Genomic DNA, 18468 nt, shown 5'->3' with positions numbered 1-18468 from the left:
TTTAACAAAATAAAAGCAAGCTTATTATTGGCTTGCTTTTTTAGATAATTAGTCTTCTTCAACTTTAACTTTTCCACCACGTTTTTTGATGATTTCATCAGATAAGTTTTTAGGCATTTTTTCGTAGTGGTCAAATCACATTTGGTAGTTTCCACGTCCAGCTGTCATTGAACGCAAGTCGGTTGCATAACCAAACATTTCACTTAGTGGAATGAATGCTTTAATGATGTGAACCCCATCACTACGTGTTTCGTCTCCACGAACTTGTCCACGACGACGTGAAATATCTCCCATGATGTCTCCAAAGTAATCTTCAGGAACAGTAACAGCAACGTCCATGATTGGTTCTAGTAGAACAGTTCCTAATAATTCTTTTCCTTTGGTTAGTGATTTAGATGCAGCAATTTTGTAAGCTAATTCTGAAGAGTCGACTTCATGGTATGATCCATCAAATAGTGTTGCTTTAATGTCAATCATTGGGTATCCTGCAAGAATACCAATTTCCATTTTTTCAACAAGACCTTTTTGGATTGATTTGATGTATTCTTTTGGAATTTTTCCTCCAACAATTTTGTCAACAAATTCAAATCCACCATCTGGGTTAGGTTCATATTTAATTCATACGTGTCCGTATTGTCCTTTTCCTCCAGATTGTTTCTTGTGAATTCCTTCAACATCTGCTGTTTTAGTAATTGTTTCACGGTATGAAACTTGAGGTGCTCCAACGTTTACGTCTACTCCAAATTCTCTTCTTAGACGGTCAACAATGATATCTAGGTGCAATTCTCCCATTCCAGCGATAATTGTTTGTCCTGTTTCTTCATCAGTATATGTTCTGAAGGTTGGGTCTTCTGCTGAAAGTCTTTGCAATGATAGTGAAAGTTTTTCAGTAGCAGCTTTTGAAGCAGGTTCTAGAGCTTGAGAAATAACTGGTTCTGGGAATTCCATTTTTTCTAGAACAATGTCGGCTGATTTTTCAGCGATTAGAGTATCTCCAGTTGTTGTCGATTTTAGACCAACAGCAGCTGCAATGTCTCCTGTTCTAACTTCATTGATGTCTTCACGAGAGTTAGCATGCATTTGTAGAATACGGCTAATTCTTTCTTTTTGATCTTTTGTTGAGTTTTTAACGTAACTTCCTTTTTCTAGAACTCCGGCATAAACACGGAAGAAAGTTAAGTTTCCAACACAAGGGTCGTTCATAACTTTAAATGCTAGTGCTGCAAAAGGTTCATCATCTGAAGGGTGCACTGAAATTTCTTCATCCCCTAGGTGACCTTTGATTGCTGGAATATCTACTGGTGAAGGTAGATAATCAACAGCAGCATCAATCATTAATTTAACACCTTTGTTTTTGAAAGCGGTTCCACAAACTGCTGGGAAGAATTCTGATGTTAAGGTAGCTTTACGAATACCTTGTTTCAATCTTTCAGCACTAATTTCTTCTCCTTCTAGCGCCATCATCATTAATTCTTCATCGAAGTCACTAACAGCTTCAACTAATTCTTGACGCATGATTTGTGCTTCTTCAACTAGGTGTTCAGGAATAGCAATATCCTTCATGTTTTCTTCAGGTTGCCCATCGAATTCATAAGCACGCATTTCTACTAAGTCAACGATTCCATTGAATTGTGACTCTTCTCCAATGTTCAATTGGATTGCGTGACAGTTTCCGTTTAAACGACTTCTAACTGAGGCAACTGAATCTTTGAAACTTGCTCCAGCTTTATCCATTTTGTTAACGAAAACGATACGAGGAACTTTGTATGTTGTAGCTTGTCTTCATACTGTTTCAGTTTGAGGTTCAACCCCACTTTGAGCATCTAGAACAGCTACGGCACCATCAAGTACACGAAGTGAACGTTCAACTTCGACTGTAAAGTCAACGTGTCCTGGTGTATCAATGATGTTAATTCTTTTTCCTTTTCAGAAAGCTGTTGTAGCAGCTGATGTAATGGTAATTCCACGTTCTTGTTCTTGGATCATTCAGTCCATTTGGCTTTCCCCTTCGTGAGTTTCACCAATTTTGTGAATTTTTCCTGTGTGGAATAGAATACGTTCTGTTGTTGTTGTTTTTCCGGCATCAATGTGAGCCATGATTCCAATATTACGGTAGTCTTCTAAGCGAACTGATCTTCCCATAGTAACTTAACCTTAAAAAATTATCATCTAAAGTGAGCAAAGGCTTTGTTTGACTCTGCCATTTTGTGTGTGTCTTCACGTTTTTTGATTGATCCACCAACTTTGTTTGATGCATCAATAATTTCATTTGCTAAACGTAAATCCATTGTTTTTTCACTTCTTAGACGAGAATATTGGATTAATCAACGTAGTGCTAAAGTTTGTTTTCTACGTGCACTAACTTCAACTGGAACTTGGTAGTTACTTCCACCAATTCTACGTGATCTAATTTCTAATTGTGGAGTAATGTTTTCAATAGCTTGGTTGAAAACTTCCATTGGGTCTTTTTGAGTTTTTTCTTTAACAATTTCAAATGCAGAGTACAAGATATTTTCAGCGATTGATTTTTTACCATCAAGCATAATTCCATTAATTAATTTAGTAATTATTTTTGAGTTAAAAATTGGATCTGCTAAAACATCACGAACTGGCGCTTGGCGTTTTCTTGACATGATTTCTCCTTTTAATAAATGTAAGTATTAATATCTTTATTTCAAAAATGTACTAAATTATTTTGCTGCTTTAGGTCTTTTAGCACCGTATCTTGAACGTCCTTGTTTACGGTTGTTAACTCCTGCTGTATCTTGTGTTCCACGAACGATTGTGTAACGAACTCCAGGTAGGTCTTTAACTTTTCCCCCTCTGATTAGTACTACAGAGTGTTCTTGTAGGTTGTGTCCTTCTCCTGGGATGTAGGCTGTAACTTCCATTCCGTTTGAAAGTCTTACCCGAGCATATTTACGTGTAGCTGAGTTAGGTTTTTTAGGTGTCATTGTCCCAACACGAGTACACACACCACGTTTGAATGGTGCCGGAATTTTCTTATCTTTTTTTAGTAAAGAGTTGTATGACAATAGCAATGCAGGTGCTTTTGGTTTAACAACTTTATCTTTACGACCATTAGTGATAAGTTGACTAATTGTTGGCATATCGTGTCCTTTCTATATGATTTTTGTTTTGATTGAAATTAAAAATATTCATAATTATACAACAACTTAACCGGTGTGCTAAAAAATTTTTTATTTTGTTTTTGGGCTAAATTAAAAGCAAACCAGACTAGCTAGTTTGCCTTAGAAATTAAAGATTGTTTTTAAGTTTAATTCAAGCATTAGTACTAATTAATTTTAGTAATTCATGCACTCTTAATGCTTGTCTTTCATTATTTACTAAAACGTTAATTTTTGTAAACGGTTCTGACGATAGTCACATAAATTCATTGGTATTAATGAAATAAAGATTAGCTTTTTGAATTTTTCTTGTTTGCGACGATCTTGGTTGCTCAGACACTAAATTTGCTTTTGATTGTTCAAAATCTTTCTTAGCACTAAATTTATTGTCAATTGCATTCATTCACGCGATTTGTTCTCTAATGCTTGGATCTTGTGTTGACGGCTCTATGTTTTGTTCGTCATCGACACTTGCTGTGTTAAATACATTTCCATAAAGTGTGTATTCAGAAACATAGTGTGGTAAATACTCTGCGACAAAATTGATGTCTAATACTGTTTTGTACTGTTCTAGAACAGATTTAGAACCTAGCAATCTATATTGATCTATTCTTTGACTAAGAGCTTTGTAAAGCATTGAATTTTTAGTTTTCAACCCTTCTTCATCTAAAGTAATTTCAACATATTCATTATTACCATATGCTCTTGTTAAGTCGCCCTTCAATATTGAAGATCAATTTTTATTTTGGTAAAGTTCAGAACTGTACACTTTTCTATAAATTAATAACATTGATAGCGAAGTGGCCAGAATTATTCCAACTGAAACTACTGCTCACACACTATAAAGAATTAATAATGTTGAATTATGCTCCTTTTTGGTCAATTCGATTGCCAAGAACACAATTCCTGCTATGAAAATTGCTAATAATAATGCAAAAGCTATAACAGGAGAAACTCACATATTAAAGTTTTTCTTTAGTCCATATGTGTGTTTTATTCTTAATTTTTCACCTTGTACAGCTTGATAAATTTGCAAGCTTTTTTTAAAATACGACACAATTTTAAATGCCATTCAAGCAGAAATTATCAATGCTAAAACTACTACTAATTGTGCTAAATTGTTATTGTTTTCTTTAGTTGCTACTTCTTGAGTTGTATTAGCAGTTTCTTCACTTAAAAACAGCATTAGTTAGCCTCGCTTTTTGTTGTTTCTTTTTCAATGTAAATCATAGTAATTTTTGCTTTTAATTCTAGATCTGACAAATTTTCTGGTTCAAAAATATTTAAGCGGTGAGCCATTGTTAGCATTTGCTCACGTGTTAATGATTTTAATGAAGATCAATATTTTGAATCTTTCACTTGTGGGTATTTGTCAAAAATTTCTTTTTCTTTTTCATCCATTGTTACTGACATATTATTTTCAGTAGCAACTGTGTGTGGTTCAGTGTTATTTTCAAATTGTGGTTGTTTAGATTCTCCATTGTCTTGTGACGGTGCAAATGGGAAAAATGGGAATTGTCCATTTTGATTTTTCATTCCTTGCAACATAGTTTCTTGTAGTTCTTGTTGTTTTTGTCATAATTCATACATTTTGAATTGACGAATCACATTCAGACATTTTCTTCAGAAGAATATTCATCAAGCAACAAAGTAAATAATTTCGCAAATTGAAATAATGGCTACTCAGTCTTGTGATCCCAAAGTCTGTAAACGTGAATACATTGAGTACTGACTAAAGAAAATGAAACCTATAACTAGGATTGAATAGCTAATCATTGTTGGATTAAATTTGCCATAATCCTTATCTTTTAAAGCTCTAAAAAAGTTGATTACAAATATTGTTGATAGAGCTAAGGTAACTAATAAAAATACAGTTTGGTAAATAATAATTACATTTGCTTCTTGAACTGCAGTAGCAGTTATTCTACTTTGGTCAGCATCAGCATTCGCTTGTCTTAATAGACTAACAAAAGCAGTTACATAGAAATTTCTGCGAATGATTGAAATTACAAAGTTGGCAATGGTCGAAGCTAAGAAGAAGAATAGCAATATCCCTGTTCAAATGAATCAAGGTCTGAATTTTGCTTTTTCATCACGCATCAATTCTTCTTTGGTTGGTGGTTTCGGCATTAGTGGAAACATTTTACCCCCTATCAATTAATAAAATTATAGCACATTTAGCACTCTAAGGCTTAAATTGCTAAATTACTGATCATATCCTTTTAAGCGAATATCTTTATCCATTTTTCAAGGCATTTCAATTTCAAATTCCATGTAGTTGCCATTAGGATGAGTAAAGCTTATTTTGTAGGCATGTAATCTTTGTTTGAAATCATCTACATCCTTTCCATAAACAGGATCACCATAAACTGGGTGTCCGATGTAAGAAAGGTGAACTCTAATTTGGTGTGTTCTTCCAGTTTTTAGCTCACATTCAATAAGAGTTTTATCTTTATCTTTGATTTTCACATAGTCCAAAACAGTTACTTTTGTTTGTGCTTCTTTGGAATTAATTTTGGTTACAGCCATTTTTTGGCGATTTTTAGGATCTCTTCCAATAGGTAAATCAATATTTGTGATTTTATTTTCAATAATTCCATCGACAATCGCAAGATAACGGCGATTTATTTTGTGATCTTTTAGTTGTTTTGCTAAAAAACGGTGAGTTTCATTATCCTTAGCAACTAACAAAAGTCCACTTGTATCTTTATCTAAACGGTGTACAATCCCAAGGCGGTTTAAACCATTTTCATTACTCAAATTATTTTTGAAATGATACATTAAAGCATTAACTAAAGTATCTTTGTAATTTCCTGGTGCGGGGTGAGTTACCATCCCACTTTTTTTATTAATAACTAACAATTTGTCATCTTCATAAACAATATTGATCCCAATATTTTGGGGCTCAATTTTTACCTGTTTATCAATCAATTTTTCAATCTCAATTACTTGTCCTTCATTGACAATGAATTTATTTTTGTTCACTTTTTGACCATCGACGCTAACTGCACCTTCATTGATTAAAGCTTGCGCATCGTTACGCGTAATTTCACTATTATTTGTAATGTATTTGTCTATTCTGTCGCTGTATTTAACTTCAATTTTTAACATTCTTCAATTATACAATTAGCAAGTTGATTTCTTTATAATTAAAAAGATTGAGTATGTATGAAATTGAAATAAAAAAATCTCGTTTTTTGGCATATGTTTATTCTGTTAGTAACGAAAACCAAATTCACAACTATTATGCACAACTGTATAAAGAACACAAACGTTGTCGTCACGTTTGTTATGCATATCGAATTAAAAACAATGATGGTTCAATGAGCGAAAAAGGTTTTGATGATGGCGAACCAAAAAACTCAGCAGGATTGCCTTTATTGAATTTATTACAGCTTAAAAATGTTGAAAACTTGGCAGTTTTTGTTGTTCGTTACTTTGGTGGAAAATTGTTAGGTCGCTCAAAATTGCCAGGAGCTTATATTAAAGCTGCCAAAGAAGAAATTGAAACTTTTTTAAACACACAAAAGTAATTAGAAAAATAGACAGGCAAGAACCTGTCTATTTCACTACAATTAGCAGTTGCATTTTTCTTTGCAGCTACATTTTTGGTCAACTTTGCAATTGCATTGGGTTTCTTTGTTTTCACATTTGCATTTGCAAGCTGTTTTTTCTTTACAGCATGATCCCATATTAGCTCCTTAATTTGTTTTTTTATAAAACCATTATAGAACTAAAAAGTTAAAATTTTGCTATTTTTTTCAGTAAAAATTGAATTTTTTAGTTTTTCTGAAGAAAATCCTGACTTTTTGAACTCATCGTACGAAAGAAGTTGTTTTTGAATGTTGATGTTGTAATCAATTCCGAATCTTGTTTTAAGTTTTTCATCATTTACAAAAACAATCATTTCTTGTTTTGGACGATATTTAGCTAAGGTTTTAAGCTTGTTAATATCGTTTTGTAAGAAAACAACAAGGTATTTACTTTCATCGTTAAATAGTTCTAGAGCCATATCATAAGCTCATTTTTCAGATTCATCAGCATAGTTAAAGATTTTAGTAATGTAATTTTTGAATTTAGTAGGACAGTGCAAAATATCTTCATTTGCTGTTTGATTTACTTTATGCATTACTTTCACTGCTTCTAATGGAAAGTTTCCACTTGCAGTTTCGCCACTTAACATTGTTGAATCTGCACCCAGTTCATTAGCTCAATAAATATCTGTTACTTCAGCTCTTGTAGGTAATGGATTTTTTTCCATTGAGTCTAGCATCTGAGTAGCAACAATAACTGGTTTTTTCGCTTTTAAACATTTTTTAATAATCATTTTTTCAACTCTAGGAACTTCGTAAAAAGGAATTTCTAATCCTAAGTCTCCACGTGCAACCATGATTGAATCACTGTGTTCAATTATTTCATCGATGTTGTTAACTCCACTTTGAGACTCAATTTTTGAACAAATTTGAATATTATCTCCACCATGTTTGTGCATGTAATTTCTTAGTTCAATCAAGTTTTCTTTATTATTAACAAAACTTGCAGCGATAATGTCAACACCATACTCAATACCAAATAAGACGTCATCACGATCTTTTTGTGACATAAATGGTAGTGAAAATTCAACTCCAGGAATGTTGATTCTCTTGTTAGTTTTTAGATTGTGGCTATTATTTGCTTTGACAAATACTGAACTATTTTCAATTTTAATTACTTTAGTTTGTAATTTACCATCATCTAATAGAACTGTGTCACCCACTTTTAAGTCTTTATGCATTTCATAAGAGACACAAACTCTTTGACTGTTTCCTACCATTTCTTTGTATTGACTAGGGTCACACACAAGTTCCAATGTTTGATCTTTTTGAATAGGTTGAATATCATCTAACATTTTTCCTATTCTGATTTCAGGACCTTTAGTATCAAGCATTAAAGATACGTTGACTCCTAACTCATCACTTGCTTGACGAGCTAAATCAAATTTGTGTTTGTGGTCTTGTCCGCTTCCATGGCTAAAGTTTGCTCTGACACAAGTTATACCATTTGAAAGCAGCGATTTCATGGTTTCTAAATTATCACTTGAAGGGCCAATTGTGGCTACAATTTTGGTTTTTTGCATTGTCTTTAATTTCTCCTTATTTCATTCTTTTTGCTTAGTATTAAAATTTTACCCCATATATCATAATTGTGAAAAATGTGTAATAAAATTAAGGAGTACAAAGGAGATAAAATGCCTAAATTTAAACGTATATTTATGTTGGTAACTGATGGACTAGGAATTGGTCCTGAACCACGTCAAGAAGAATTTGGAGACAAGGGGGCTAACTCATTTTTACACGCCTCAGAAGTCTTACCTTACAAAATTCCTACATGATATAAACTAGGAATTACTGAAGTTGCAAAAATGGCAGGACACGTGCCAAGAAATAAAAAACCGCTAGCATATGTTGGAAGAATCCATGAACTTTCAAATGGAAAAGATACACTGACAGGACACTGAGAAATGATGGGAATTTTGACTAAAACCCCAAGTCCTCAGTTTCTTGAAAATGGATTTCCAAAAGAAATGCTAGAAGCGTTATCAAAAGCTTGAGATAATCGTAAGCTTATTGGTAACAGAGCAGAAAGTGGAACAGTAATTTTAAAAGAATTAGGTCAAAGATCAATGGAAACTGGAGAGATTATTGTTTATACATCAGCTGACTCAACATTGCAAATTTGTGGGCACGAAGAAGCATTAGGACTAGACAAACTAAATGAATATGCTAAAAAAGCAAGAGAAATTTGTTCATCTAGACCAGAATGAAATGTAGCAAGAGTCATTAGCCGCCCATACATCGGACAAAATGGTGACTTTACTCGTACATTTAACCGCCACGACTACGCTAACGTGCCACCGAAGAGGACTTTACTAGAGGATTTACAAGCAAAAGGTGTTGAAACTATTGGAGTTGGAAAAATTAAAGATATTTTTTCAGGAGTAGGAATCCAAACAATTTATGGACCTGCAAGTGACGATGAAAATATGGATATCGCTATCGACATTGCTTCTTCTGATTCGACTAATCAATTTGTTTTTGTCAACTTAGTTCAATTTGATAGCCACTACGGACACCGTCGCAATCCTATTGGATACAGTGAAAACATTTCACGTCTTGACATTAAACTAACAAAACTAATAAATGCAATGCGAGAAGGTGACTTATTAATTATGACTTCAGACCATGGAAATGATCCTACTTGACCAGGAAGTGATCATACACGTGAAGCGTTACCACTGACAGTATTTTCGAAATCTTTCACAAAACCACATGCTTTCAAACAACCACTGATGGGTTTAGGAACAGCCGGAAACATTGTTGCTCGTAACTTTGATTGTCCATTACTAGAAACCGGTGAAGACATTTTTGACCAACTGATCTAATTTCCATAATGAAAGGCAAGAATTTCTTGTCTTTTTTTGTGTCTTGTTTAGAGTTATAAACTGGCCAAAAGCATAAAAAAACTCCACATTAGTGGAGTAAAAAAGAGTTTATTTGTTTTTTTGAATGTTTTTGCTATCTAGCTTTGCTTGCTGGTTTTCAATTTTTCCTGTCGCTTTTGTTCTAATTGTCTGATTCTTTCGATTTCTCTTTGCAATTTGTTTACCGGTTCTTTGACATTAGTTTCATTTATATCTTTTCCATCTAAGTGGTTTGCATTTTCAATGGCTTCAATTAATTCTTGTGTATATGGTGATCCATTTTGTCTTAGCTCTCATAATAAAGCGTCTGCTACTCAGAATCCCTCTTTATTCGCTCAATTTATAGCAGGCAAGGCATGGAAAAATTTGCTCTTGTACGATCAAATGAGTCCAGGGTTTCCGTCTTCTCTTAGTTGTTCATTAGCCATAGGATTATATTTTGCTAACATTCATTTAACATCAGATACATAAGCAGCACCAGGATATTTATTTGCATAATATAAAATGGCATTAGCTTGTTTATTGTATGTATTCTTAGCAGAAACTATATTATTAATATTATTCAGCTTATTAGCTATGTCTTTTAATTCGCTTAAAGGCATATTTGGATCATTTAGCTTTTCAGTATATTTAGATGACATATTGTTTACAAATTCAGTCAGTTTAGGATCATTTGGGCCATCTATACTTGCAATAGTGTTTTTTAACGATAAACGATTGTTTAATCTTTGTTCTTCTTTTAGTTTAGAATTTGCAAAATTTTTAGCTTTTGCTGTTAGTACATCAACTTTTTCTTTTGAAGGCGAATCTGAGTTAATTAAGTAACTTGCTTCACTTATTGCTTGAGTCACTTCATTTCTAATATTTGCTAGATTTGTTTTTCTGGTATATCTTGAGACGCAAAATCATTATTAACTTTTTCCAGTAACGAATTAGTTTCGCTTAATGTTGTTTCCAAATTAGTTTTTACTAGTGTAGCATTGTTTTTAATAAGTTCAATCTTAGCTGCTTCAAATTTCTCACTTAAATTTTGGTGTGATTCAAACATTGTTGCTGCTGAATTAGAGTTCTTAGCAGACTGAGTAGAATTTAGCTGATCTTTGAGTGCTTTTTGTGTTGTTGTTAAGTTTTGTTGTGCAGCGTTTTGTGATAATCAGCTACTTACCTGAGTTTCTAGGTTAGTTATCTTATTTTTTAATATGTTCTTATTTTCATCTTCAAGATTATTTAGTCTTGCATCTGCATCACCTATTCACTGTTTAGCTTCACTTACATTGATATTTTCTTTACCAATTGCATCGTTTAACTCTTGCACCAAAGCATTAGCTTTTGACTTAATTTCTTGCATTGTCGAAGGTTGATTTGCGAAATTTTGTACTTTATTTAAGTAATATTTCATTCCTTCTTTAGCAATATTCAAGTTATATGCGTCCAAACGGTTTTCCAAATTTACTACTTGTGATGTATCTATTTGCGCTTCATTTAATAATTGTTTTGAATTTTCTGAAATTGAAGATACTTCAGTCAAGTAACCTTGTTGTTTCGCTTTTTCTACATATTTATTCAATGAAGCATTGTTCTCTACATTAATGCTTTCAGTAATTTTTGCAAGTCTTACTCTCTTTAATTTAGCATCTAAATCTTCTGTTATTGTGTCAAAGTCATCTTTATTAAGTTCGTTCGAATTGCTTTTAAACTTTGCATCCGATAGGGCGTTGTTTAAGCTAGTTAGTGAAGATTTTAGAATTCCAGAAGAATTAGAAGGACTATTTACTAAACGATTGTTTTCAACAGAATTTGTGTTTAGTCACGCTTCAACATCGCTAATTTTTTGTTTTAGATTTATATTGGCATTCTCATTTTGAGCATTAGTATATGCATTTTTTAAATCTTGAAGTTTTTGTTTCAATTCTTCAGGAGAAGTTTTACTACTTTCAATAGAATTTTTTGCTTCATCTAGCAATTTAGTCATTTCATTCTTAGGATTTTGGTTACTTGAAGGGCTGTTGACAAAGTCTTCAATATCTTTGATTAGTTCTTTGCCTTTTTGCTTATCAATGTCGTGATCTAATTCTTTTATTTCCTCTTCCAACTTTTTAATTTCAGCATCGCTTATACTATCTTGTGAAGCCATTTTTTTAGCTTTGTCTGCTAATTCTTTCGCTTTTTGATTTAATTCTGTGTTATTTTCAGTCAGCTGGTTGATTTTTTCTAACTCTTTGTCAAGAATTTCTTTACTATTATCAACTTTTGCTTTGTTAAGACTTTGATCTAAATCATTTAATAACTTATCAATTTGATCTTTATCTAAATCTTCAAGTTTTGTACCATTTTGTACTTCTTTTATTTTTTCTTTTAGTTTTGTTTTATATTCTTCAGGAAGATTTTCTAATACTTTGTTTGTTTCTTCAATCTTGTCTTTTAAATTTAAGTCACTGTTAGTTTTTTGTGCATCATCAATGGCTTTATTAAGATCTTCAATTGCTTTTCCTAAGTCTTCCTGACTAATTTCGTTGTTTTCGATTTTTTGTTTTAAAGTACCTAATTTTTGACTTAGTTCTTCTTTTGCTTTTGGTTGATTTAGACTACTATTGCCATCAAGTAGTTGTTGAGCTTTTGCAATCAGATCACTACCTTTTTGTTGTTCTAAACTTTTGGCTAATTGTTGTTTTAATTTGTCAGTAGTTTCTTCAAGTTGTTTAACTGTTTCATCACTTATTTGTGACTCAGTGTTTAAATTTCTCACTTTTTCTAACAGCTTGTCATACTCGTCTTTTATTGCTTTGATTTTTGGATCATTATCATTATCTTTTAACTCATTGTTTACTTTTGACTGTAGATCATCCAGCTCATTCTTTTTGTTCTCAAGTTTTGCTTTGTTAAGTGCATCTTTTAATGCTTGAACCTGATTACTTAAATCACTAGCTTTTGAGTTTTGGTTATTGAAATTGTTATCAAAATTTTTACTAATGTCTTTTAATCTGTCTTTTAGGTCAGTTATAAGTTTAGGATCAACACTAGAGCTATTCGCATCAATTCAGTCTAAAATGGTGTCTTTTTCAGTATTAAAGTCTTTAGCTTGTTGTGCTCTAGCACTAGCATTTTCTAGATTTTCAATAGCCTTGTTGTATGTCAATGTAGTTGGGTTATTTAGATTTGAATTGTCTTCAATTACTTTGTCTAGGTATGCATTTAAATTTTCATCAGTGCTATTTTTTCTTAACTCTTTAACGCTAGTTAGGAGCTTATCATAGTTAGATTTTGCTAGTTGTTGCAAGTCTTTGACTTCGTTATTAGCATCTTCAACAGCTTGATTAATAGCATTGTTTAGTGTTGTTAGTGATTGCTTGTTCTTTGCATCAACTGTGTTTTGATCTTGCAAGGCTTTCTTCAGTTTTTCGATGTTTTCACTCAGTGCGTTACTTGGTTTTTGGTTATTAAGTTCTTCTAAAAATTTAAGCGTTTCTTGAGCCTTATCTAGTGACTTTTCTAAATTGTTTTTAGCTTCTTGTAACTCTTGGTTTTGAATGTTTTTAATTTCTTCGATTGCTTTATTAATTTTCTTGGTTATGTCTTCTAAATTACTTGTTGAACCATTGCTTGCAACTGAATTATTTTTCAATATATCTTGTAATTTATTCTTTAGATTTGAGTCTGTATCAGAATTACTCAATGAATCAATAAGTTTGTTTGCATCATCAACAGCTTTTCGATGTTTCAAGCTTTCAAATTCTTTTTGAATTTTTTCAATCTCAGCGTTTAAATTGTTAGTAGCTTGTTTTTTATTTTCAGTAGTTGACGAGTTAACAAAATCACTATTATTTTTTTCGATAGCTTCTTGTAGTTTTTGTTTTAGTGAATGAGTATCAACATCAGTGTTGTTAGATAATGACTCTAATAAATTTTTTGCTTGTTGTTGAGAAGCATCGTTTGCTTCTTTTGTTTGAGTATTTTCAATAATTTGATTGTTAATGTCATTGATAATTTTGTCTAAATCTTTATTTTTTTCAATAATAGTCTTTAAATTATCATTGTCAGAAGCTGTATTTGACTCAATAGAGTTAGAATATTGTTCTTTTTGATTTTCATCTAATTTTTCAATCAATTCGTTTGCTTTTAATGATTTACTGCGTGATTGTTCTTTAGCAACTTCTTTATTTTGAGTCACTTGTAACTTAACATTGGATAATCTATCGTTTAATTCTTTAGTTAATTCCTGAATTTTGCCAGCGTCATTATTTTCGCTGGCTTTTTCTATGTCATTTTTATTTTTTGTTATGAAATCAGTTAGCTGTTGTTTTTCTTCTTCTGAAAGATTGTTTTGATTATCTTTTATGAAATTGTCAATTTCAGTCACTACTTTTGTGTTTTCTTCAATAGGTTGCAAAACTGTTTGCTTTTGTTTTTCTTTTAGCTCTGTTCTGTAGGCTAGATTCTCTTTTGCCTTGGCTAGTAAGTCTGTTAAATCATTGTTATCTTTTTCAATCTGACTTTGATTTGTATAACTATTCTTTGATTGGATTACTGATTCATATTTTTGATTTAATTCTTGATATTCATTGTTAGAGTTATTTTCAGTTAAAAAGATTGCAACTTCTTGCAATGTTTTATCTAAATTTTCTGTGTTTAAAGCACTTGTTTTTTGATGCGAACGTGATGCTATCACATAAGCGACAGAACCTCCTATAACTAGTGTGCTTAGTACCGATAGGATGATTGCCATTTTTTTAGTTTTCTTCATTAAATTCCTTAGACTTTTAGAAATGATGTGTAAAAAAGTTTTTGAAGTATATCAAAAAAAAAAAAAAAAAACAAATTGGTGCAAAAAAGTTGCAATATGGCCTTTTTTTTAGTCCTTTTTGTTCTCATAAATAAGTCTTTTTGTTTTTATTCTCGATTTTTTGCACAAACTTTTAAACGCAAAAGTCAAAAAAATCCTCAAAACAATAACTTTCAATTAATTTGAACAAGAAACTTTTTTTTAAAAAAAAAAAAAAAACACTCAGTGCTGACTAACTAATTTTTTGTCAGTAGCATGAGTGATTTTGGTGCTAAATTAGTAAGTTGACAACCTTACCTTCATTATCTTTAACACTAATGATTTTAAAGTAGTCAATCAATAGTTCATAAACAACATTCATTTGCTCGTATAGTTTGTTACCAATGTTTGCTTGAACTCAGTCTAAACGGTCTAAGTCTGAGTGTCAAATGTTACCAGCAACTACCATATCTTCTCTTTTTATTCCTTCTGGTAGATCATAAACATCAACTATTGAACCATTTAATTTACTTTTTACTAGCTCAATGTTCTTTCCGTCTTTAGTAATTCAGGCTTTCGGATTAGTTACTTGCGAATATCCATCAAAAGAACCATAATTTGATTTAATAGCGAAGTTTGTTGCTTCTATGTAGGCGACAGGGATAACTACTTCAGTACAAAACGGAGCATGATCAGATCAATCACCAGTCTGTCCTGGTTTATATTCACCTGCAGTGTAGTATGGGTGAATTTCTAATAGATAATCTGGTCTATTAGCGAGTAAGCTTTTTGCTCTTGAAATGGCATGTAATTGATCTCTAATTGTGCTATCTGTATTTGAGTAAAACATTTTAGCATCTGGTGAGTGAACATACAATACATCTCCACCGGCAACAGTATCAAGATTTATCATTCCAACGGAATTATCTTTCATACTATTTTTGTTGTTATCTGAACTACTTAAAAATTGTTTAACAAATGCATAAGAACCTAGTTTTCCTAATTCCTCAGCATCGACAAAAACAAAGTGCAATCTAACTCCTAAGTCTTCACGATTTTTTTCATCTGAGTAATATTTCAGAAGCGCTAAATTTACTGCAACTGAAGTTGCATTATCAGTCGCTCCTCAAGAACTCTTGTTAGGTCCTTGAGCTGTTGAGTCATAGTGTGAAGCAATATAGAAATCTTTTGGTTCAGTTCCTGCTTCAAAGTTTTTAGAACTTGGGTTAACTGTTACAATAAGATTTGTTCCAAGGTTGTTATATGTCTTTGAAGTGTGGAACAAGAAACCTTGTGAAACTAATCCATCTTTTTTCATTAAATCATGATATCTATTTCTTTGCTCTAAAGAGTTGTTGTAAACAATTCAAGTTTTGTCAGATAGTTGCGATTCACTTGTATCTTGACCTAATGTTCAAGTTGCAACTTCTTTGCTTGTTGATTCATCTTTAGAAACTGAAATTACGCTTTGATTTGGGTATGAAAATTCTGGAGTATGGTCAGTGTATCCTAGATTAATAACTTGTTGCTTGATGTATTCATAAGCGTGCAAACTACCATAGTTTTTATCTTCTTTTACATCAGCACCCAAAGGATACAACCTTTTCAAGTTTTTATTTGTCAACTGCTCTTGATCAATTGCAAACGTTTCACTGTTGTAGTTTGTAATGTTGCTTTTGTTTCCAGCTCAACGTCCTTTAGTTTGTTCTAAAAGATCATTGAAAATTTTAGTTGTAACAAATTTATTGATATCAACACCATCCTTACTTTTTTCAATGTTTTGGCAAGACAGCATGACTGCTGAAAGTGGGCTTAAAATACTCGCAAGTGCCAAACCTGAAAGTATCATTTTATGTGTTTTTTTCATTTCTTCCTTACAAATTTTGTTTATTAGACAAACTTTTAAAAAGTGTCCTAATTAAATTATAAACAAGAGAAATAAAAAGTAAAGGAACAGGTCAAATTATGCCTGTTCCTGAGTACTTTTTTCAATTTTAGTGGTGTTTGGTTGATTTGTTTTGCGTGGTCTTCTCGTGGTTTTTGGTTTTTGGTTTTTCAACTCAATTTTTGTTGATGCTTTTGAGTCTTGAGTTTCTTGGTTAATAGCTAATTGCTTTTTGGTTCTCGGTTTAACGGTTTCTAATTTCACTTTTTTTTCTAAACTTTTAGCTTTGACAGCAATTTTTTCTTCAACTCTTTTTTTACTACTTTGTTTTTTAGCGGGACTTTTCGTTTCTTTCATTACAGTTTCATCAGCTATTAAAATTGTTGAAATTACCACTACATTACGACGTTTTTCTTTGTAGAAGAATGGTTCCAAACGATCTTTTATCAACTGTTTAATTTCAGGCACAGTTCAGTCTTTTTTGTTTCTAATTGTGTATAAAACAGCACTGTGAACTAACCTTTTACTTTCTTCAATTAAATCAGCAGAGTTTTTAACATAGAAAGCTCCACGAGACACAACTCTTGGACGCCCTAAAATAATATTTTTTTCTTTATTAATAGCTAAAATCACATGCACAAATCCGTTAGCTGCCAATTCCATTCTTTCTTTTAAAATTTGAGTGTTAACTTTTGAAACAACTTCACCATCAATAAACACAGGACCAGTATAAATGCGTTGGTCACTTAGTTTTAGTTCATGATTAACTAGTTCATAAACTTCACCCAATTTAGCAACTACAACATTTTCTGGCTTAACTCCACATTCAATAGCAGTGTGACCATGTACTACACTCATCCGATACTCACCATGGTAAGGCATAAAGTATTTGGGTTTGACAATATTGAAAATGGTTTTATGTTCATCTTTGTAAGCATGCCCTGATGTATGTAGGTAACCATCTGGACCATTTTCTTTAATAATTGCTCCTAGTTTATATAAACGGTTGACCAAAAGCTCGATTTTTGAACGATTTCCAGGAATTGGTGAAGAAGAGAAAATAATTACATCACCATTTTTAATAGTAACTTGGGGGTGTTTTTGGTAAGACATTTTAGCAAGCCCTGCCATTTCTTCACCTTGTGATCCAGTTGTTAAAATCAACAATTCATTATCATCATATTTCGAAATATTCTTTTTATCAATAAAAACTTCATCAGGAGCATTTATATAACCTAAACGCCGTCCGATATCAATACCCTGAACCATTGAGCGTCCAAAAGCAACAACCTTTTTGTTCATTTTCGAACCTAATTCAATAATTGCTTTTATTCTTGTTAGGTTTGAAGCAAATGCAGTAACGATAATTTTTTTCTTTGCATTTAACATATGCTCTTCAATGTCTTTTAAAATGTCTTTTTCACTTGGTGAGTGATTTGGACGCATTGCATTTGTTGAGTCACTTAGTAAAATGTCTAGCCCTTCTGCACCCATTTTATGCAGCTTAGTGAAATCAGTTAAATTACCAATAGGTGTGTAATCAATTCTGAAATCTCCAGTACACATTATTGAACCATTTGGGGTAGTAAATCTTATTCCGAAAGCATCTGGAATTGAGTGTTGTGCTGTTCAAGTATCAACTTTGACATTGCCTATTTTTAATTCAAAATCTGCGGTAAGTTCAATGAATTCAACGTTTACTTTTAGTTTTAAATCTTTAAATTTTAGTTTTAAGTATTGAATAGCTATTCTTGGTGCAAAAATTCTTTTAACGTCTACTTGCTGTACTAAGTAAGGAACTCCCCCAATGTGATCTTCATGTCCATGGGTAATGAAAAGTCCTTGAACTTTTTTGTTGTTATCGTGTAAATATGTATAGTCAGGAATTGAACCCTTTATTCCTGTAGTGAAAGAATCATGGAATTTAATTCCTGAATCAAGAATGAAAATTACATCTTCATGTTCGATTGCTAAAGTGGATTTTCCAATCTCTTGCATTCCACCTAGCCCTCATAATTTAGTCGGTGTCATTTTTTTCTCCTAAATGTCCATTATTTTTGCGAATCTATAGTATTTTTCAAAATAAAAACTTATACAATTATAACTCAAAAGCATTTTTCTTCCCATAGTTTTTGCTTCTTTAAATCATTGTGGGATCTCTTGTAAGTTATCTTCAAACATTTAAAAGGAAATTTAGTAAAATTTTAAGTACATTTATATATAAAAAGGAAAATAT

13 protein-coding genes are annotated in these 18468 nt (G+C 32.0%); 2 read left to right on the top strand and 11 right to left on the bottom strand.

The genetic code is table 4. The features are described 5' to 3' along the window. Positions 1-48 precede the first annotated feature (48 nt). The 6 genes from fusA to ACWXVT_RS01220 form a co-directional block, all read right to left on the bottom strand. Positions 49-2142, bottom strand: coding sequence for an elongation factor G (gene fusA / locus ACWXVT_RS01245; RefSeq protein ID WP_455967752.1), 2094 nt, complete (start codon positions 2140-2142; stop codon positions 49-51). A gap of 20 nt (positions 2143-2162) precedes the next feature. Further along, positions 2163-2633 (bottom strand): 30S ribosomal protein S7, encoded by a 471-nt coding sequence (gene rpsG, locus ACWXVT_RS01240; RefSeq protein WP_438341368.1) that lies wholly within the window; start codon positions 2631-2633, stop codon positions 2163-2165. 57 nt (positions 2634-2690) lie between these two features. After that, positions 2691-3110 (bottom strand): 30S ribosomal protein S12, encoded by a 420-nt coding sequence (rpsL, locus tag ACWXVT_RS01235; protein WP_438341369.1) that lies wholly within the window; start codon positions 3108-3110, stop codon positions 2691-2693. Positions 3111-3258: 148 nt separating this feature from the next. Next, complete coding sequence (locus tag ACWXVT_RS01230; protein ID WP_455967750.1) at positions 3259-4314, bottom strand: hypothetical protein; 1056 nt, start codon at positions 4312-4314, stop codon at positions 3259-3261. Beyond that, positions 4314-5258, bottom strand: coding sequence for a hypothetical protein (locus ACWXVT_RS01225; RefSeq protein WP_455967749.1), 945 nt, complete (start codon positions 5256-5258; stop codon positions 4314-4316). The genes ACWXVT_RS01230 and ACWXVT_RS01225 overlap by 1 nt, the downstream gene beginning before the upstream one ends. A 75-nt stretch (positions 5259-5333) precedes the next feature. Further along, positions 5334-6239 (bottom strand): RluA family pseudouridine synthase, encoded by a 906-nt coding sequence (locus tag ACWXVT_RS01220; RefSeq protein WP_455967747.1) that lies wholly within the window; start codon positions 6237-6239, stop codon positions 5334-5336. A 53-nt stretch (positions 6240-6292) separates the two neighbouring features. Between ACWXVT_RS01220 and ACWXVT_RS01215 the strand changes: the two genes are divergently transcribed. After that, entirely contained in the window at positions 6293-6661 is a 369-nt protein-coding gene (locus tag ACWXVT_RS01215; protein ID WP_438341373.1) for a YigZ family protein, read from the top strand. A 200-nt stretch (positions 6662-6861) separates the two neighbouring features. Here the strand turns inward: ACWXVT_RS01215 and pyk are convergent, their stop codons facing one another. Further along, a complete protein-coding gene (pyk, locus tag ACWXVT_RS01210) occupies positions 6862-8244 on the bottom strand; it encodes a pyruvate kinase (RefSeq protein ID WP_455967745.1) in 1383 nt (460 codons plus the stop codon). Positions 8245-8355: 111 nt separating this feature from the next. On the opposite strand from pyk, the gene ACWXVT_RS01205 reads away from it, so the two are divergent. Beyond that, positions 8356-9549, top strand: a complete 1194-nt coding sequence (locus tag ACWXVT_RS01205) for a phosphopentomutase (protein ID WP_455967743.1) — start codon at positions 8356-8358, stop codon at positions 9547-9549. 137 nt (positions 9550-9686) lie between these two features. Here the strand turns inward: ACWXVT_RS01205 and ACWXVT_RS01200 are convergent, their stop codons facing one another. The 4 genes from ACWXVT_RS01200 to ACWXVT_RS01185 all read right to left on the bottom strand — a co-directional run bounded on the left by ACWXVT_RS01200 (position 9687) and on the right by ACWXVT_RS01185 (position 18263). Then, entirely contained in the window at positions 9687-10439 is a 753-nt protein-coding gene (locus ACWXVT_RS01200) for a hypothetical protein (RefSeq protein ID WP_455967741.1), read from the bottom strand. Positions 10440-10456: 17 nt separating this feature from the next. Beyond that, positions 10457-14329 carry a hypothetical protein gene (locus ACWXVT_RS01195; protein ID WP_455967739.1) on the bottom strand — a complete coding sequence of 1291 codons (3873 nt, stop codon included), beginning with the start codon at positions 14327-14329 and terminating at the stop codon, positions 10457-10459. A 310-nt stretch (positions 14330-14639) separates the two neighbouring features. Beyond that, positions 14640-16214: a M28 family metallopeptidase gene (locus tag ACWXVT_RS01190; RefSeq protein WP_455967738.1), complete on the bottom strand. Its 1575-nt coding sequence runs from the start codon at positions 16212-16214 to the stop codon at positions 14640-14642. Positions 16215-16310: 96 nt separating this feature from the next. Then, positions 16311-18263: a ribonuclease J gene (locus tag ACWXVT_RS01185; RefSeq protein ID WP_455967736.1), complete on the bottom strand. Its 1953-nt coding sequence runs from the start codon at positions 18261-18263 to the stop codon at positions 16311-16313. Positions 18264-18468: the final 205 nt, after the last annotated feature.

The sequence above is a fragment of the Mycoplasma sp. 1573 genome, assembly GCF_053851775.1.
Note: the sequence above shows the minus strand (reverse complement) of the source record. Positions and strands in the feature narration are given on the sequence as shown.